Annotated in this window: 18 protein-coding genes and 1 pseudogene; 10 read left to right on the forward strand and 9 right to left on the reverse strand. The window is 67.1% G+C overall.

The genetic code is table 11. The annotated features are described in order from the left end of the window. Positions 1–76 precede the first annotated feature (76 nt). A complete protein-coding gene (locus AAHM44_RS23220) occupies positions 77–697 on the reverse strand; it encodes a ribonuclease D (protein ID WP_184162382.1) in 621 nt (206 codons plus the stop codon). 9 nt (positions 698–706) lie between these two features. Further along, on the reverse strand, positions 707–1543 hold the full coding sequence (locus AAHM44_RS23225; protein ID WP_269573601.1) for a TerC family protein: 837 nt from the start codon (positions 1541–1543) through the stop codon (positions 707–709). Positions 1544–1755: 212 nt separating this feature from the next. Here AAHM44_RS23225 and AAHM44_RS23230 point away from each other — a divergent pair, with 212 nt between their 5' ends. Together AAHM44_RS23230 and AAHM44_RS23235 are read left to right on the forward strand one after the other, a co-directional pair. Beyond that, positions 1756–2580, forward strand: a complete 825-nt coding sequence (locus tag AAHM44_RS23230; protein WP_342251477.1) for a cold-shock protein — start codon at positions 1756–1758, stop codon at positions 2578–2580. Positions 2581–2656: 76 nt separating this feature from the next. Further along, positions 2657–3022, forward strand: a complete 366-nt coding sequence (locus AAHM44_RS23235) for a hypothetical protein (protein WP_342251478.1) — start codon at positions 2657–2659, stop codon at positions 3020–3022. A 9-nt stretch (positions 3023–3031) separates the two neighbouring features. Here the strand turns inward: AAHM44_RS23235 and AAHM44_RS23240 are convergent, their stop codons facing one another. After that, positions 3032–3505: an Lrp/AsnC family transcriptional regulator gene (locus tag AAHM44_RS23240; protein WP_342251479.1), complete on the reverse strand. Its 474-nt coding sequence runs from the start codon at positions 3503–3505 to the stop codon at positions 3032–3034. A gap of 109 nt (positions 3506–3614) precedes the next feature. On the opposite strand from AAHM44_RS23240, the gene AAHM44_RS23245 reads away from it, so the two are divergent. Beyond that, the gene (locus AAHM44_RS23245) at positions 3615–4925 is read left to right on the forward strand and encodes a S41 family peptidase (protein WP_342251480.1); all 1311 of its coding nucleotides are present in this window, start codon (positions 3615–3617) and stop codon (positions 4923–4925) included. Here the strand turns inward: AAHM44_RS23245 and AAHM44_RS23250 are convergent. Genes AAHM44_RS23250 through AAHM44_RS23260 form a run of 3 tightly spaced genes read right to left on the reverse strand, consistent with a single transcriptional unit; the run spans position 4922 to position 7784 of the window. After that, a complete protein-coding gene (locus AAHM44_RS23250) occupies positions 4922–5755 on the reverse strand; it encodes a DMT family transporter (RefSeq protein ID WP_342251481.1) in 834 nt (277 codons plus the stop codon). The two genes, AAHM44_RS23245 and AAHM44_RS23250, sit on opposite strands and share 4 nt — an antisense overlap. Continuing rightward, the gene (locus AAHM44_RS23255) at positions 5752–6192 is read right to left on the reverse strand and encodes a hypothetical protein (RefSeq protein ID WP_342251482.1); all 441 of its coding nucleotides are present in this window, start codon (positions 6190–6192) and stop codon (positions 5752–5754) included. Before AAHM44_RS23255 ends, AAHM44_RS23250 begins: the two co-directional genes overlap by 4 nt. Before the next feature lie 14 nt (positions 6193–6206). Next, a complete protein-coding gene (locus AAHM44_RS23260; RefSeq protein ID WP_342251483.1) occupies positions 6207–7784 on the reverse strand; it encodes a cisplatin damage response ATP-dependent DNA ligase in 1578 nt (525 codons plus the stop codon). 49 nt (positions 7785–7833) lie between these two features. Between AAHM44_RS23260 and AAHM44_RS23265 the strand changes: the two genes are divergently transcribed. Then, positions 7834–8679: a metallophosphoesterase gene (locus tag AAHM44_RS23265; RefSeq protein WP_269573608.1), complete on the forward strand. Its 846-nt coding sequence runs from the start codon at positions 7834–7836 to the stop codon at positions 8677–8679. A 34-nt stretch (positions 8680–8713) separates the two neighbouring features. Further along, positions 8714–9043 (forward strand): hypothetical protein, encoded by a 330-nt coding sequence (locus tag AAHM44_RS23270; RefSeq protein ID WP_269573609.1) that lies wholly within the window; start codon positions 8714–8716, stop codon positions 9041–9043. Between the two features lie 61 nt (positions 9044–9104). Here the strand turns inward: AAHM44_RS23270 and AAHM44_RS23275 are convergent, their stop codons facing one another. Continuing rightward, positions 9105–9602 carry a Dps family protein gene (locus AAHM44_RS23275; RefSeq protein ID WP_184162360.1) on the reverse strand — a complete coding sequence of 166 codons (498 nt, stop codon included), beginning with the start codon at positions 9600–9602 and terminating at the stop codon, positions 9105–9107. A gap of 96 nt (positions 9603–9698) precedes the next feature. Beyond that, a complete protein-coding gene (locus tag AAHM44_RS23280; RefSeq protein ID WP_269573610.1) occupies positions 9699–10262 on the reverse strand; it encodes a TMEM165/GDT1 family protein in 564 nt (187 codons plus the stop codon). Positions 10263–10436: 174 nt separating this feature from the next. Between AAHM44_RS23280 and rpmG the strand changes: the two genes are divergently transcribed. Continuing rightward, entirely contained in the window at positions 10437–10604 is a 168-nt protein-coding gene (rpmG, locus tag AAHM44_RS23285) for a 50S ribosomal protein L33 (RefSeq protein WP_025560997.1), read from the forward strand. Between the two features lie 154 nt (positions 10605–10758). On the opposite strand, the pseudogene AAHM44_RS23290 reads toward rpmG, so the two are convergent. Beyond that, a pseudogene (locus AAHM44_RS23290) lies at positions 10759–11118 on the reverse strand (response regulator); the annotation flags it as partial. Positions 11119–11155: 37 nt separating this feature from the next. Here AAHM44_RS23290 and AAHM44_RS23295 point away from each other — a divergent pair. From AAHM44_RS23295 to AAHM44_RS23310, 4 genes are all read left to right on the forward strand, one after another. Next, the gene (locus AAHM44_RS23295) at positions 11156–11422 is read left to right on the forward strand and encodes a DUF3572 domain-containing protein (protein WP_184162350.1); all 267 of its coding nucleotides are present in this window, start codon (positions 11156–11158) and stop codon (positions 11420–11422) included. After that, complete coding sequence (locus tag AAHM44_RS23300; RefSeq protein ID WP_269573611.1) at positions 11419–12054, forward strand: HAD family hydrolase; 636 nt, start codon at positions 11419–11421, stop codon at positions 12052–12054. Before AAHM44_RS23295 ends, AAHM44_RS23300 begins: the two co-directional genes overlap by 4 nt. A gap of 8 nt (positions 12055–12062) precedes the next feature. Then, positions 12063–12527, forward strand: a complete 465-nt coding sequence (locus tag AAHM44_RS23305) for a RidA family protein (protein ID WP_269573612.1) — start codon at positions 12063–12065, stop codon at positions 12525–12527. Between the two features lie 252 nt (positions 12528–12779). Beyond that, positions 12780–13574 (forward strand): TorF family putative porin, encoded by a 795-nt coding sequence (locus AAHM44_RS23310; protein ID WP_184162341.1) that lies wholly within the window; start codon positions 12780–12782, stop codon positions 13572–13574. Positions 13575–13620: the final 46 nt, after the last annotated feature.

Here is a 13620-nt window from a genome sequence, read left to right on the forward strand (position 1 = left end):
CCGCGGGGGGGGGCCCCGCTGCCGGGATGCGCCCAGCCGCGCTTCTGAGATTTCAGCCGGGCGGCGACCTCGGACATCAGATATGCGCGAAGATGTCGGTTTCGGGCCAGCCGGCCAGGTCGAGTTCGGCGCGCCAGGGGAGGAATTCGAAACACGCCTGGGCGAGGTCGGTTCGGCCTTCGCGTTCGAGGCGCTTGTCGAGTTCTTCCTTCATGGCGTGCAGGTAACGCACGTCGGACGCTGCGTATTCACGCTGCGCCTCGGAAAGTTCGGGGCCGCCCCAGTCCGAGCTCTGCTGCTGCTTCGACACCTCGACGCCGACCAGCTCGCGGACCAGCTCCTTGAGGCCGTGGCGATCAGTATAGGTGCGCACCAGGCGCGAGGCGGTCTTGGTGCAATAGACCGGCCCGGCGATGACGCCGAGGTAGAAGCGGATCGCCGCCAGGTCGAACCGGGCGAAATGATAGAGCTTCAGCCGCTCGGGATCGGCGAGCAGCATGCGCAGGTTCGGCGCGTCATAGCTGGAGCGCGGGCCGAAGCGGACGAGATGCTCGTCGCCGGAACCGTCGGACAGCTGGACGACGCACAGCCGGTCGCGCGGCGTGATCAGCCCCATCGTCTCGGTGTCGACGGCGATCGAGGCGCCCGGCGCGAACAGGCCCTCGGGGATATCTTCTTCGTGGAAATGCACAGTCATCCGGGTCGCCTAGCCCTGTTCGCCGCCGGGCTCAATGGCCGGAGGTGCATGCTTCGCCGCCTGCCTGCGCGCGCGGTTGGTGCGCGCCCAGATATTGAGCCCCTCGACACCCGCCGAAAAGGCCATGGCGGTATAGATATAGCCCTTGGGGATATGCGCCCCGAACGCTTCGCCGATCAGCACCATGCCGATCATCAGCAGGAAGCCGAGCGCCAGCATCACGACGCTGGGATTGCGGTTGATGAAGTTGGCCAGCGGATCGGCGGCGATCAGCATCACCGCCACCGCGGCGATCACCGCGACGTACATGATCTCGACATGCTCGGTCATGCCGACCGCGGTCAGGATCGAATCGACCGAGAAGACGATGTCGAGCAGCAGGATCTGGACGATCGCGGCCGTGAAGGTGATCGAGGCGACCTTCTTCTTGTCGAGCAGCTGGTCCGCCTCGCCCGGCGCATCGGCGTCGACCGAATGATGGATCTCGGTCGTCGCCTTCCACATCAGGAACAGGCCGCCGGCGAGCAGGATCAGGTCCTTCCAGGAGAAATCGGTCTCGAAGCTGGGCAGGCCATGCGCGTCGAGCGGGCCGGTCAGCCCCAGGCTGAACACGGTGTTCTTCAGGCTGATGATCCAGCTGATCGCGGTGAGCAGCGCAAGCCGCATGACCAGGGCAAGCGAGATGCCCACCCGGCGGGCGCGCTGACGCTGTTCCTCGGGCAATTTGTTCGAGAGAATCGAGATGAAGATCAGGTTGTCGATGCCGAGCACCACCTCCATCACGACAAGGGTGACGAGCGCGGCCCAGGCGGCCGGACTGGCGAGCAATTCGGTGATCGCGTCCATGGCGAACAGCTCTGCCCTGCGACGGAATGTGGCGCAAGCGCTGCGATTAACGATAGTTCGGCCATTTCAAGTCGAATTTCGTTCGCTCGCTGTACGATTTTGGGCTATGGCCGATTCCATGGCGCAAGTTTTTGCGCTGGAAGACCTGCGTTTTTCGTCCGGCGCTTGGCTTTTGATTTGATTTGTGGGCGAACCGGGAAGACGAACAGGGCATGAGTTTCGATAGAGGGCGCCGTGGGGATCGCGGCGGACGTGGCCGCGACAAGCGTGATGGCTTCGGCGGCGATGATTTTGGTGGCGGCAGCAGCTTCGGCGGCGGTTTCGAGGATCGCGGCGGTTTCGGCGGCGGTGACCGATTCGGTGGCGGTGGCGGCGGTGGTTACCGCGGCGGCGGTGGCGGCTTCGGCGGCGGCGGCGGTGGCGGTGGTTACCGCGGCGGCGGCGGCGGTGGCGGCTTCGGCGGCGGTGGTGGCGGCGGCTTCGGCGGCGGCAACCGTATGCCCCCGCAGGTCATCGGCGAAGGCACCGGTGTCGTTAAGTTCTTCAACGCGCAGAAGGGCTTCGGCTTCGTCGTTCGCGATGATGGCGGCGAAGACGTCTTCGTGCACATTTCGGCGGTCGAGCAGGCAGGCCTCACCGGCCTGGCCGAAGGCCAGCCGCTTGGCTTCACGCTTGTCGATCGCGGCGGCCGTATCTCGGCTACCGAACTGAAGATCGACGGCGAGCCGATGCCGGTCGAAGAGCGCGCACCGCGTGAAGACCGCGGCGATCGTGGCGGCTTCGGCGGCGGCGACCGTGGCGGCCCGCAGCGTCAGCTGACTGGCGAGAAGGCGACCGGTACGGTCAAGTTCTTCAACGCCATGAAGGGCTTCGGCTTCATCCAGCGCGATGATGGCCAGCCGGACGCGTTCGTGCACATCTCGGCCGTCGAGCGTGCCGGCATGCCGACGCTCAACGAAGGCGACCGTCTCGAGTTCGAACTCGAAGTCGATCGTCGCGGCAAGTATGCCGCGGTGAACCTTACGCCGCAGGGCTGAGGTCAGCCTTCAGGCAGACAAACGAAGGGGCCGGGCGGGAACGTCCGGCCCTTTTGCTTTTGGGGGGAGGCGCATGGTGTTCGGACGGATGCGCGCGCAGGCGGTGATCTGCGTCGCGGTGCTGGTGTTGCCAGGGTGCAGCCCGAACCCCACGCAGGATCCCGCGACGCTGGCCGCGATTCGTGCCGAGGCACGGGCGCTCATGGCCAATCCGCACGTCGATGCATCGTCGCGAGTCCCCGAATCGCACTGGCCGCGTACGATCGGGTCGCTCCGGCCCGAATGGGTGCGGATCGATGAAGACGGTGTGGACATCCCCGTGAAGGTCTATTTCGACGACAGCTGGGGCTATTGGGTCCCGCGCGATCCTGCCAGGCTCCCCGGGCGCAGGTCCGGCTACCGGGCGGTAGGCGAAGGGATCTACTGGTATCACTTCTCCTAGCCGGCGAGCCTAGTCCCCAAGCAGCTCGTGCAAGGGCAGCGCGGGGGTGAACTTGCGGCGGCGCTTGAAGAAGCTGGTCTCGTAGCGACGCACCACCGGATCATTGCCGAGCAGCGAATCGACCAGCGCGTTGAACGCATCCATGTCGCGGGCGCTCACCACCAGCACCAGGTCGAAGCTGCCGGTCACTTCGGCGACGAGCTGGACGTGCGGGCTGGCGATCAGCCGGCGCTGGAAGCCTTGCATCGCGTCGAGCGAATGCCGATCGAACTGGACATGGACCAGCGCCGACAGGAACGGGCCGACCTCCTCGGAGACGATCGAGACGTCCGCGGCGATCGTGCCGTCGCCGCGCATGCGCCGGATCCGGCGGGCGATTGCGCTGGGCGACAGCGGCAGCCGTTCGGCGAGCAGGTCCGCCGTCATCAGTGCATCCTCTTGCAGCAGCGCGAGGATGCGCAGGTCCATGTCGTCATTGGTCATCGCCGCCACTATGCCAGATTTTGGCAAGCAGGCAGGCGAAATTGCGCGCCACGCGCCCGGGGTTCGGATCATAGAGTGTTGGTCAAGTAACACAGTCGGGGGATGACCCATGAAGATCGCATTCGTCACGGCGCTGGCTCTCTCGGCCGGTCTTTCCGTCGTCGCCCAGGCGCAGCAGGGCCCCGGTCCGGCCCCGGTTGCCGCGCCCAGGGCCGGCAAGGCCGAGATCGTCGCCGGCATTCGCAAGGCGATCGCCGAGAACTATGTGCTCGCCGCCAAGCGTGCCCCGCTCGATGCCGCGCTCGCCAAGGGGCTCAAGTCGGGTCGCTACAATGTCGAGGATCCGGGTGAGCTGACCCGCCGGATCAACGAGGATATGTTCGCCGTCGCCGCCGACAAGCATCTGGGGCTGTCCTTCGATCCGCGCGCTTCGGCGGAAATCGCCAAGCGCGGCAGCCAGGACGACGAGATCGAGAACACGCCTTTCTTCAAGGCGCTGCTGCGTCGCGGCAATCACGGCATCACCGAGATGAAGCTGTTGCCCGGCAATGTCCGCTACGTCCGCTATGACGGGTTCGGCTGGACCGGCGACGAGAGCAAGGCGGCGATCGATGCGGCGATGGCGTTCCTGCGCGATGGCGATGCCGCGATCCTCGACCTGCGCGGCAATGGCGGCGGCAGCCCCGAGGCGGTGCGCCGGCTGACCAGCTATTTCGTGCCTGCCGGCACCAAGCTGGTGACCTTCCATATGCGCAGCGACGCGCCGACCACTTCGACGAGCGAAGCGGTTCCCGGCGGGCAGCTCAACCTGCCGCTCTATGTGCTGACCAGCGGTCGCGCCGCGTCGGCGGCGGAGGAGTTCGTCAGCCACGTCGCGCGACTCGGCTTCGGCACGCTGATCGGCGCGCCCACTGCCGGGGCCGCCTATCGCAACGAGTTCTTCGCGGTGCCGGGCGGCTATCTGATCAGCGTCTCGGTCGGCTACCCCGAGCTGCCGGGCGGCGGCAATTGGGAAGGTACGGGCGTGGCGCCGAAGATCGCCGTGCCGGTCGAAAAGGCGCTGGACCGGGCGCAGCAGGAAGCCGCACTGACGCTCGCCGCGAAAGCGCAGGGGCCGCAGAAGACCGAGCTCGAATGGACGGCGGCGCTCTATGGCGCGCGGCTGACCCCGGTGACGCCGGCGCGGGCGCTTGCCGCCTATGCCGGACGCTATGGGCCGCGCACCGTGGCGCTGGAGAATGGCGCGCTCACCTGGCAGCGCGACGGTGGCCCCAAGTCGGTGCTGGTCCCGCTGGGCGGCGACCTGTTCACGCTGGACGGCGATCCGCGCACCCGCGTGCGCTTCACGGGTGAGGGCGGCGTAACCGGCGTGACGATCGAGCGGGCGGACGGGACGAGCACGCCTTCGCCCAGGGGCTAGGCGGTCAGGATCAGCGCCGCGCCAGCCAGGATCCCGGTGACGCTGAGTGCGCGGACCAGCGTCACCTTTTCGCCCAGGAAGACCACAGCGATCACCAGCGCGGTGATCATGCCGGTCTCGCGCAGTGCGGCGAGCGGGGCGACGGCGCCGAGCGCGAAGGCGTTGAGCGCCAGGCCGTAGGTCAGGATCGACAGCGCGCCCGCCGCGGTGCCCGGCTTCCACTGGGCCAGCGCGGCGGCGAAGATCCGGCCGCGCGATACCAGGCCGAACATGGTGACGATCGCCGCGCCGGAAAGCACGAAGGACCAGACGACATAGCTGACCGGCCGGGGCGCGGCGCGCACGCCATGGGCGTCGGCCACGGTGTAGCAGCCGATCATCGCGGCGGTGAGCAATGCCCAGCCGAGCCCGGCCCGGCCCAGGTGACGACCGATCACCAGCGTGGCGACCGCGCCGCCGATCACCGCGATACCCAGCGCCTCGCGCATCGGCACGGCTTCGCCGAAGACCAGGATCGCCAGTGCGGCGGTGAGCATCGGCGCGGCGCCGCGCATCACCGGATAGGCGGCGGAGAAGTCGCTGGCCTCGAAGGCGCGGACGACCGCGTAGAGATAGAGGCAATGGATCGCGGCGCTGAGGCCGAGCCAGCCCCAGGCGCCGTGCGGCAGCGGCACCAGCAAGGTGGCGGGCAGCAGGATCAGCGCGCTCGATCCGTCGATGATCGCGCGGCCGGTCATCTTGTCCTTGCCGCCCTTGAGGATGGCGTTGACCACCGCGTGGATCGAACCCGAGACGATCATCATCGCCGGGGCGAGGAATTCGGGGCTCACAATTCGATCTGGCGGCGGCCCAGCCACAAAGCGAGGGTGATTCGCGAAACGATCGCCGAGAGCAGCACCAGCGGCACGACGATCCACAAGGTGAGCACCTGCACTTCGGACCATTGCCCGGCGACCAGATGCCGCGCGCTCGACAATGCGGTCCAGCCCAGCACCAGCGCGGCGGTCACCAGCCCGGCGAGCAGGCCGGTGCCGAACCAGCGGCGCCAGGGCAAGGCGGGGTCGCGCAGGAGCAGCAGCGCAAGCGGCACGCCGACGATCGCGGCATAGCAGACCCCGAACAGCGCGAGCGTGCCCCAGATGCGCAGGAAGCTGTCACCCGCGTTCGATCCGGCGGCGAAGATGCCCGGCAGCAGCGACGCGATCGCAGGCCCCGCCAGAACGGCGACGATCAGCGGCACGGGCGCGATGCGTTGATCTTCCCCCATGCCGCGAGACTGGCTCAGGTGGCGAGCTTGCGCAACGTCTCGATCGTATCGGCCTCGCTGGCGGGCTTGTCGTTGCGGATCCGGCTGATCCGGGGGAAGCGCATCGCCAGGCCGGACTTGTGCCGCTTCGATTCGTGGATCGAATCGAAGGCGACTTCGAGGACGAGGCTCTTGTCGGTCTCGCGCACCGGGCCGAAGCGGTTGACCGTGTGGTTGCGCACATGGCGATCGAGCCATTTCAGCTCCTCGTCGGTGAAGCCGAAATAGGCTTTCCCCACGGGCAGCAGCTCGCCTTCCGGCGTCCAGGCGCCGAAAGTATAGTCGGAATAGAAGCTGCTGCGCTTGCCCGAGCCGCGCTGGGCATACATCAGCACGCAATCGGCGATCAGCGGATCGCGCTTCCATTTGTACCAGAGCCCGGCGCGGCGCCCGGCGACATAGGGCGATGTGCGGCGCTTGAGCATCACCCCTTCGATGGCGGCATCGCGGGCGCCGGCGCGAATCTCCTCCAGCGCGGCGAAGTCCGCGGCCTCGATCACCGCGGAAAGATCGAAGCGCTCGGGATCGAGACGAGGGACGAAGGCTTCGAGCCGGGTGCGGCGCGCGCTCCAGGGAAGCTCGCGCAGGTCCTCGTCGCGATCGAACAGGATGTCGTAGAGGCGGACGAAGGCGGGATAGTCGGCGAGCGTCCTGGCGCTCACCGCCTTGCGGCCGAGGCGCTGCTGGAGGGCGTTGAAGCTGGCTGCTTCGCCGCCCTGGAACTCGCCCTTCACCAGCAATTCGCCGTCGAGCACGCCGGGCGTGGCGAAGCTGGCGGCGACTTCGGGGAAGCTGTGGGTGATGTCGTCGCCGGCGCGGCTGTAGAGCCGGGTCTCGCCGGCGACATGGACGAGCTGGACGCGGATGCCGTCCCATTTCCACTCGGCGGCATAGTCGGCCAGATCGACGCTCTCGGCCTCGAGCGGATGGGCGAGCATGAAGGGGCGGAACACCGGCACGTTGCGCGTGGTCGGCTGTTCGCCGCGCCCCTCGGCCCAGTCGAACAGCGTTTGATAGGGCGGGGTCAGGCCGTGCCAGACTTCCTCCACCGCATCGACGTCCAGTCCGAAGGCCTGGGCGAGCGCGGTCTTGGCGAGCCGCGCGGAGATGCCGACGCGCAGCGCGCCGGTGGCAAGCTTGAGCAGGGCGAAGCGTTCGTCCGCCTCCAGCCGGTCGAGCATCGCGGCGAGGGCCGCGGGAGCGTCGGACTTCGAGATGCTGCCGAGCGTGGCGATCACCTGGGAGACGGTGAGTGGTGCGCTATCCTCGGGCGGGGGCACCGGCTCGGGCCAGAGCAAGGCGATCGTCTCGGCCGAATCGCCAACGAAGTCGCGGCTCATCGCATAGAGCACCGGATCGACCCGCGCCTCGATCAGCGCGCGGAGCAGGGCGGGCTTCACCGCGGGCAGGTCGAGCGTGCCGGTAAGCGCCGCCATTGCCCAGCCGCGGTCCGGATCGGGGGTGGCGCGGAGATAGTCGCCGATCAGCTTGAGCTTGGCGTTGCGCGACCGCGTGTAGATCAGGCTGTCGAGAAGATCGGCAAAGGCGCGCATGATGCGCCAACGCATAGCGCAGCCGATGCGCTCCCGTTACGATGTTCGCATGCGCATTCTCCTAGGCATCGCAGCGGGCATTGCCCTGCTCATCGCCCTCCTGGCCGGCTGGGGGTATCGCGAGGCGACTCGCGATCCGATCGTCCGCCGCGGCGAGGTGGCGATGCCGGGGCTGGAGCGGCCGATGAAGATCGTGCTGCTCAGCGACATCCATATCGGCACTGCCGCGATGGGCCCGGCGCGGCTGACGCGAATCGTCGGCCAGGTGAATGCACTGAAGCCGGACCTGGTGGTGATCGCGGGCGATTTCATCTTCGGCCACGATCCGGAAGGCGCCGCCAAGCTCGGACCGGCGATGATCGCGCCGCTGCGCCAGCTGCGCGCGCCGCTGGGCGTCACCGCGGTGCTTGGCAATCACGACTATTGGACGGGAGCCCAGGCGGTGCGCGAGCAGCTCGGCAGGGCCGGGATCACCGTGCTCGAGAATGACGCGGCATTGCGCGGGCCGATCGCACTGGGTGGGGTCAGCGATGATTTCTCGGGCCATGCCGATGTAGTGGCGACGCTGCGGGCGGCACGGGCGCTGGGCAAGCCGATCGTGCTGCTCACCCACTCGCCCGACATCGCGCCCGGCCTGCCCGCCGATGCGCGCCTGCTGCTTGCCGGGCATACCCATTGCGGCCAGGGCGTGGTGTTCGGTCACAATATCGCGCCGCCGGTCAGCCGCTACGGCACGCGCTATCGCTGCGGGCTGGTACGCGAGGGGGCGCGGACCGTTGTGGTCACCGGTGGCCTCGGCGCGAGCGGGGTTTCGCTGCGTATCGGCGCGCCGCCCGATCTGTGGCTGCTTACACTCGTGCCAGTTGCAATGGCGCCGACACGAAAAGCGGGTTAGGCTCACCGCTCCACCACCGGAGGGGACTCCCGTAATGAAGCTTATCCTTACTGCCGCCGCGCTTGCCTGCGCGCCTGCCGCTGCCTTTGCCCAGACCGCGCCGGCACCGGCGACGACCCCGGCACCCGCCGCGGCGCCGGTTGCTGCCGCCAAGTTCAGCGCCGACACGCCGATCGAAACGCTGTTCGCCAACGAAGCGGCCAAGGCGGTGCTGGTCGCCGACGGCCTGGGCGATGTCGAGAAGCACCCGGCCTATGACCAGTTCAAGGCGATGAGCTTCCGCGCCGTGCAGCCCTTCTCCGAAGGCAAGATCACCGACGAACTGCTCGCCAAGCTCGACACGGATCTCGCCAAGGTCAAGTGACGTGAAAAGGGGCCGGCCTCTCGCGAGTCCGGCCCCTTTCCGATTCTGCCGCCTTGGGCGATCAGCCCTTGCGCGAAGCCTCGAACAGGAACCAGGCGCGCTCCTCGGCCTGGTCGGTCCATTCGTCGACGATCCCGCTGGTCGCATTGTCGCCGGCATCTTCGGCAGCCTGCTTCACCACGCGGAAGCTCTCGACCAGCTTGAGATTGTCCTCGCGCAGCTCGGCGAGCATGTCGCCGGGCGCGACGTAATCCGCATCATTGTCGGTCAGCGTCTGGCGGCGCGCGATGTCGCCGATCGAGCGCAGCGTGATGTTGCCGGTCTTGCGCACGCGCTCGGCGATCGCATCGGTGATGCCGTAGATCTGCGCTGCCTGGTCATCGAGGAGCAGGTGATAGTCGCGGAAATGCGGGCCCGACACGTGCCAATGGAAGTTCTTGGTCTTGAAATAGAGCGCGAAGCAGTCCGCCAGCGCGCTGTTCAGCGCATCGGCGACACTCCTGGTGTCGTTGCGGTTGAGGTCGGTGGGGGTGCGGAGCGCCGCGTTCGTGTCAGCCATATCTTCCTCCCGGATAATCGGTTCGCAGGGTCAACGAACGGGATATAGGGACGGCTCCGTGCGATGCACTTGCAATTTGCCGATCTCAGAAATCGATCAGGTCAAACGGAGCGCGTTCACGCCGATCCAGCATCCGGCGACCAGGAAGGCGATGCCGCTGAGGATGCGCAGCCAGCGTAGCGGCGCGTCGCGCCAGACCCGCTCGCCGAGCACTGCGGCGACAAAGGCGACCGCGAAGCTGGCGATCGAGGCGCCCGCCGCGGCGAACCAGGGCTGGCCGCCGGTCGACAGCGCCAGGGTGAAGAAGGGCGTGCGCTCGCCGAAGGACAGGATCAGCACGCCCAGCAGCGCAGTGAAGAAGGAGCCGAGCTTCCAGCTGCTAAGCCGGTCCGGCGTCTTGCCCGATCCGATCGCACCCAGTGCGCCGAAGATCAGCGCGAGGGCCAGCAGCAGGGACTTGGCGTTGGGCGTCATCATCGGCGCCATGAAGGTGGCGGCGCCCGCCGCGATGAAATTGCCGGTCGCATGGGCGAGCCCCGCCGCGATCGCGACGGTGAGTGGCCGCCCATAACGATCGGAGAGAATCGCGGTGAGCAACGCCGGCTTGTCGCAAAGCTGGGTGATGGCGGCCAGCAGGAAGGCCGGGACCAGAGCTTCCATGGCACTTCCCTTTCGCCGGATATTGTGGCGAGCCAGGGTTAAACCCGCGTGAAGCATCCGGCGATGGGCACCCAGCCTTGACTTTTGATGGAGAATCGCACAGGTGCCCGCGTCTGGCAGCGGTGCGCTCAGCGTGCCGCTCTTTTCTTTTACAAGATTCAAGGGTTACGGGTCATGGCCAAGCCGACCACTGTCAAGATCAAGCTCGTCAGCACGGCGGACACGGGTTTCTTCTACGTCACGAAGAAGAATCCGCGTACCCAGACCGAGAAGTTCTCGTTCCGCAAGTACGACCCGGTCGTGCGCAAGCATGTCGAGTTCAAGGAAGCCAAGATCAAGTAAGCCAGGCGTCAAGCCTGCCTTGCCCCCGCTTCGCGCGGGGGATTGATCAGAAGAGAAGCCCCGGGCCCTTAGGCTGCGGGGCTTCTTCTGTGCCCGCCGCCGATGCTTCGGGCGCGGGTTCCGGCGCTGTGGGGGCTGCAGGCGCTTCGGCCGGCATCAGCGCGCGCACTTCTTCCATGAAGCGCACCAGGCTGATCGGCTTGGAAACATAGGCGTTGGCGCCCGCCGCGCGAATCCGCTCCTCGTCCTCGCGCCCCGCATAGGCGGTAACCGCCATGATCGGGATGGCGCGCAGCTGCGAATCGCGCTTCATGTGCTGGATGATCTCGAGGCCGGTGATGTGCGGCATCTGGATGTCCATCACCACCAGCTGCGGATCGAACTCGCGCGCGCGCGTCACCGCCTCGCGCCCGTCGCGCACCGGCTCGGCTTCGAACTGGTGCGCGCGCAGCAGGTCGCAGAACAGCTTCAGATTGAGTTCGTTGTCCTCGACAACGAGCACCCTTTTTGCCACGCGCTACCCCCAGGATCCAATTTGGGCGATGTAGGCTATGGCGAGCGCGGAAACAAATGCGGAAGCGCTGGCGCTGCAGGCACTTGTCTGGACCCTGGGCGACGAATCGCGGGCCCGGCGCCTGCTCGACCTGACCGGGCTCGAACCTTCGGACCTGCGCGCGCGTGCCGGCGACGCGGTGGTGCTCGCCGCCACCCTGTCCTTCCTCGAATCGTACGAGCCCGACCTTGTCGCCTGCGCCGAGGCACTCGAAATAAGCCCCGAACAACTGGTCGCCGCCCGGGCGATACTGGAACGTGCATGAAACCGCTGCTGATCACCGATTGCGATGAAGTCCTGCTCCACATGGTCCGCCATTTCGGCACCTGGCTGGGGGAGACGCACGATATCGACTTCACGCCCGATGGCGCCGATTTCGCCAATTCGATGCGCCGACGCAGCGATTCGTCGGTGATCCAGCGCGAGGAGATGTGGGGCCTGCTCGACGGCTTCTTCCCCGCCGAGATGGAGCGCCAGACGCTGGTGCCGCATGCCCGCGAGGCGCTGGCCGCGCTTTCGGAGCGCGCCAATATCGTGGTGCTGACCAACCTCCAGGATCATTGCCGCGAGCATCGTATCGCCCAGCTGGCGACTCATGGCATCGCGCACCGGGTGGAGTGCAACCAGGGTGGCAAGGGCTCGCCCGTCGCGCGGCTGATCGAGGAATTCGCGCCCACCGTCGCCGTGTTCGTCGATGATCTTGCCGTGCACCACGAATCGGTGGCGAAGCATGCGCCCGAGGTGTTCCGCCTGCACATGGTCGCCGAGCCGAGCTTGGCGCCGAGCGTCGTGCCGGCGCCGCACGCCCATGCCCGAATCGACGACTGGCTGGTGGCACGCGACTGGATCGAAGCGCGCTTCGACGCAGGCTTGACCGCCGACGCGGCGAGTGGTTGAGCAGGGGCATGACCACGCATGTCGCCCGCAAGCTCGAAGAGCTTGGCCTCACCCTTCCCGAAGCCGCGGCACCGGTTGCCGCCTATGTGCCGGTGGTGGAGGCGAATGGCCTGCTCCATATCTCCGGCCAGCTTCCCTTCAAGGACGGCGCGCTGATGGCCGGCCGGCTGGGCGAGGACCGCGACCTGGCATTCGGTACCGAAGCCGCGCAGCGCTGTGCCCTGATGCTCGTTGCGCAGATCCAGAAGTATCTGGACGGTGACATCTCGCGGGTCGAGCGAATCGTGAAGCTCGGCGTGTTCGTGAACTCGGCGGCCGATTTCACCGACCAGCCCAAGGTCGCCAATGGCGCTTCGGAACTGATGCAGGCGCTGTTCGGCGATGCCGGCAAGCATGCCCGCAGCGCGGTGGGCGTGCCCACCCTGCCGCTTGGTGCCGCGGTCGAAGTGGACGCGATCGTCCAGATCCGCTGATTTTACCGTAGCTTGGCATAAGGCCTGCCCGCTCGCGCGGGTGGGCCTTTTTCATGTGCGCGCGGCCGTCTGTTGCTGGTCAGCAACAGTTCGTCACGATCCCGTGACGGAACAGCAATTAATGTTGTGCGGTGCAGCGGCGCCCGTCTAGAAACAGGGCGTACCCGCAAGCAGCGCAGGCTCTCGAGCCGCATGACGCCGCACCGGGCGCAGCAGGCGGGAACCCTTTTGAATAAACGGGAAGGGTATTCCATGCGCTACACCATGATCAGCCTCGCCGCTCTTGCGGCAGCTGTCGCAGCCACCCCCGCGATGGCCCAGGATCAGACCGATCCGGCACCCGCCGTGACGATCAGCGGCAGCGTCGCCGTCGTCAGCGACTACAAGTTCCGCGGCATCTCGCAGACCGACGGCAATTTCGCCGTGCAGGGCGGCATCACCATCAGCCACGCATCCGGCTTCTATGTCTCGGCCTGGGGCTCGTCGATCGATGACTATGTCACCGTGCACGGCACCGCCCATCAGGAACTCGACCTGATCGCCGGCTACAAGCATGCCTTCGACGGCGGCGTCACCGTCGATGTCGGCGCGCTCTACTATGTCTATCCGGGCACGCGTCCCGGCTTCACCGGCGACAAGAGCGCTTCGGACTTCATCGAGCCCTATGCCTCGGTCTCCTATGCGATCGGCCCGGTCACCGGGAAGGTCACCGGCAACTATGCGCCGAAGCAGAAGGCGCTGGCGATCGACCAGGGCCAGACCGGTCTCCTGAAGAAGGAAGACAATTTCTACCTGGCCGGCGACCTTTCGGTCGCGATCCCGAAGACGCCGATCGGCCTCACCGCCCATCTCGGCCACACCTGGGGTCCGAGCTGGCTGTCGGGTCCGACCGACGAGTATACCGACTGGGGCGTGGGCGCGACCTTCACCTACAAGTCGCTCACTTTCGGTGTGAACTATGTCGACACCGACACGACCTTCATCACGCCGAGCAGCAAGGACGCGGCCAAGGGCGGCATCCTCGGCTCGGTGAGCGTCGCCTTCTAATTCGGTTGGGGGGAAGGGGGGCGCCCCCGGCGCGCCCCCCCAAAGG

The organism is Sphingomonas sp. OTU376, assembly GCF_038440415.1.
GTDB classification, from domain to species: Bacteria; Pseudomonadota; Alphaproteobacteria; order Sphingomonadales; family Sphingomonadaceae; genus Sphingomonas; species Sphingomonas kyeonggiensis_A.